Source organism: Mesorhizobium sp. WSM3626 (assembly GCF_000513935.1).
GTDB classification, from domain to species: Bacteria; Pseudomonadota; Alphaproteobacteria; order Rhizobiales; family Rhizobiaceae; genus Mesorhizobium; species Mesorhizobium salmacidum.
On record NZ_AZUY01000093.1, the window covers coordinates 1 to 3252 of the forward strand.

Below are 3252 nucleotides of genomic sequence, written 5' to 3' on the forward strand. Positions count from 1 at the left end.
GACATCCGCCCGCAGCCGCCCGAGAAGGAAGACAAGCTCTCCGTCTGGCCCTACTGGGCAACGAAGATGCGTACCTCGTCCTCGCAGGCCGAGGGCGCCGAACGCGAATTCCAGGTGGCGACGCTCGAATTCATCGGCGAGGAAGGCCAGCTCACCAGCGTCAAGTGCTGCGAGGTCGACGAGAAGCGCAAGCCGATCGCCGGCACCGAATTCATCATCCGCGCCGATCTTGCCTTCATCGCCATCGGCTTTGCCGGCCCGGCGATGGCGGGCGTTGCGGCGGAACTGGAGGGTGAGATGAAGATCACTACGGACAGCCGCGGCTCCAGGAATGTCGAGGCCAACGACCGCGACTACAGGACCAGCGTCGACCGGCTCTACGCGGCGGGCGATGTGCGCCGCGGCCAGTCGCTGGTCGTCTGGGCGATCCGCGAAGGCCGCCAGGCCGCACGCTCGATCGACGAGGCGCTGATGGGAACGACCGTCCTGCCGCGCTAGTCTAACGCCTCAGCACGGCAGAAATTCCGCGTCGGACGAATGGCAGATTTTGACCGAGCCGAAGGCCAACATGCCTTGCGACCTGCGCCAGCGGGCGCTCGTCTGTGTAAAGCTTAACCAGCATGTTGGTGGCGTGGTAAAGCGGCGCGGCGCTCAGTCTTAGCCGGGTTTCATATCGACGAAGCAAGGTTGGGTCGGCGATATCGGTGCCTTTGCGCCAAGCCTCCAGAATTCCATTCGCGAGTCGATGCTGGCCGCCAAGCCCGATGTTGAAGCCATGCGCTGTGACAGGATGCATGCCGACGGCCGCATCCCCGATGAGAGCGGCCCGCGGCATCCAGAACCTGTCTGCCCACGTCGTGACGAGGGAATAGGCATGGCGGCTGCTGGCGAGCGACATTTTACCCAGCCGTCCTCCACAGCGCTGGTTCATCTCCGCGACGAATGCAGCATCGTTCATCAGCACGAGCCGGGAAACCTCGTTTGCGGGAAGTGTCACAAGCAATGACGACACGCCTGTCGCAAGCGGCAGCATCGCGATCGTCTGCTTGTCATCAAACCATTCCGTCGCGATCCGCTGGTGATGCAGTTCATGCCGTACACGGCAGATCAGCATCGAGCAACCAAGCCGGTTGACGTTGGCGGCAATGCCCAGCATTTCGCGCAGCCGAGAGAGGCGTGAATCCGCCGCCACCAAAAGTCGGCCTTGGAGCTGTCGACCATCTGAGAGGTTAACCGTCGCGCCACCGTCTTTGACTTGGGCGGCGACGACATTGGAACCAGCGAATATACTTACATGCTCCAGTGTACGGACAACGCCGAACAGGGCGCTGCGAATCCAATGGTTGGGCACGAGAATCGCCAGTGGTTTCTCGCATCCCGCAGGCGCATCGAAGCTCAGCGCGAACGGATTCGATCCATTGAGTACCCGAGCACCAAGCAGGGGCGATTTTTCCGAATAGGGAATGGCATCCCATGCGCCCAGGTCGCGTAGAATTTTGACCGAAGCGTGCGTGAGTGCAATCTCACGTGCGTCGAAGGCGGGCTGCCCCAGATCTGCCACCGACCGGCGTTCGATCAATGCGACCTTGAGATTACTTGCGCCGAGCGACGCAGCAAACGCCAGACCAACCGGACCGGCCCCCACAACGATGATGTCGAAGCCCGTCATCTTTGGGCAATGCCCGCGCGGTTCAGGTCGAAGCGAACACCTTTTAACCAGCGAAATGGCCCGACTGCGTTTCTGATGACCAGGTTCCACATTTGCCTCTCAAGACCAAAAATTTCGGTGCGACCTGATCCAGGTCAATGCCGCCCCGTGCGTTCACACCATTCTTATAAAAAACCAATCAACAGGTGACACATGGCCGATATCGTCTCGAAGCTTGTCCGGGAGTGCAATGCAGCGTGGACCAAGGGTGTGGATTTTCTCACGATCTGGCACACAACCTTGAAACAACATCCCTACGTCGCAGGCCAGCCGTTGCAGGACCAGAACGAAGCCGGCCCTGCGCTCATGATCCCGTTGGTCACCGGCCGCCACCTCATATTCGATGCTTCAGGATTTTGGCTCGGCTAAACCCACCATGGTGGCGGCGCGGCGCCGGTTCGATGGGACAGCTACGGCTTGCGAGCTGAATGACGAGATTGCCAAAGCCGACAAGCCCATCATTGTCATGTAAACTCCAACGACCACCAGAAAGCTTTCCGCCGCCATAGCATTCTCCTTCGATCCGGGTGACGAGAGCATGCCGTGAACGGACAAGCCTTGATTTGGGTCAAGCACAACCGGAAAGATGATCGAAACGTGTCTGAACGGCCCATTTGTCGGCCGGCAACTCGACTGACCGTCCGAGCGCCGCCTGCCGGGACGCGCCGGTTAGCGTGTTGCCATCCGTGACCTGTACCAAATTCCGATGCAAACTAGCTGCCGTCTCGCCGTTCTTGCGCGACTTGGTGGAATGCTTTGTCGCAGGGTCGCGGCAGATGGGTCAATCATAGCGGGGCTTCCCGTTCGGGTTCCAGCGGCTTAGTCGCAACGATGAGGGTTCGAGCTGGTCGGCACCACAACGGCACCAGCTCGGCACCTCAACCGGAAAGCCTCCTCTCGGGTATGGACCCGCGGCATTGGGTCCGATGTCTCACATGTCGGACATCCGACGTCACTGGATCGACCGCATCGTCTTGATTCAGCACGACCTCTCGTTTGGAACGATGCATGCGTGGCTCTCCAGCGAATGTCCCCGAGCTAGTCTGGACCTCTCATGCCCATTCCGATCCTTGCGCTTGCCATTGCGTCCTTCTGCATCGGCACCACCGAATTCGTCATCATGGGCCTGCTGCCGGAGATCGCCGCCGCTCTCGGCGTAACCATTCCCGCCGCCGGCCTGCTGGTCGCCGGCTATGCGCTGGGCGTCGTCTTCGGCGCGCCAATCGTCGGCATGGCTACCGCGCATTTGCCGCGCAAACCCGTGCTGGTCGGACTTGCGGCCCTGTTCGTCGTCGGCAACCTCTTCTGCGCCATCGCGCTCAATTACTGGCTGCTGATGGCCGCGCGCGTCTTCACCGCTTTCGGCCACGGCGCCTTCTTCGGCATCGGCTCGGTCGTCGCCGCAAACCTGGTGCCACGCAACAAGCGCGCCAGCGCCATCGCGCTGATGTTCGCCGGCCTGACGCTGGCCAATATCCTCGGCGTTCCCGCTGGAACGGCGCTTGGCGAAGCCTTTGGCTGGCGGGCCACCTTCCTGGCCGTGG

Annotated in this window: 4 protein-coding genes; 3 read left to right on the top strand and 1 reads right to left on the bottom strand. The window is 61.3% G+C overall.

Annotation, left to right across the window (positions count from 1 at the left end):
* Positions 1-498, top strand: a 498-nt coding sequence (locus tag M653_RS0130975) for an FAD-dependent oxidoreductase (protein ID WP_027146766.1), incomplete at its 5' end; no start/stop codon positions are given.
* Position 499: 1 nt separating this feature from the next.
* Here M653_RS0130975 and ubiM read toward each other — a convergent pair.
* The gene (ubiM, locus tag M653_RS0130980; RefSeq protein WP_027146767.1) at positions 500-1669 is read right to left on the bottom strand and encodes a 5-demethoxyubiquinol-8 5-hydroxylase UbiM; all 1170 of its coding nucleotides are present in this window, start codon (positions 1667-1669) and stop codon (positions 500-502) included.
* Between the two features lie 192 nt (positions 1670-1861).
* On the opposite strand from ubiM, the gene M653_RS0130985 reads away from it, so the two are divergent.
* Both M653_RS0130985 and M653_RS0130995 read left to right on the top strand, forming a co-directional pair.
* Positions 1862-2077: a hypothetical protein gene (locus M653_RS0130985; RefSeq protein WP_027146768.1), complete on the top strand. Its 216-nt coding sequence runs from the start codon at positions 1862-1864 to the stop codon at positions 2075-2077.
* Between the two features lie 685 nt (positions 2078-2762).
* Positions 2763-3252, top strand: a 490-nt coding sequence (locus M653_RS0130995) for an MFS transporter (protein ID WP_027146769.1), incomplete at its 3' end; no start/stop codon positions are given.

Excerpts from the sequence above, each read along its gene's own strand:
- M653_RS0130985 (WP_027146768.1), top strand. The coding sequence starts at position 1,862 with ATGGCCGATATCGTCTCGAAGCTTGTCCGGGAGTGCAATGCAGCGTGG.
- ubiM (WP_027146767.1), bottom strand. The coding sequence starts at position 1,669 with ATGACGGGCTTCGACATCATCGTTGTGGGGGCCGGTCCGGTTGGTCTG.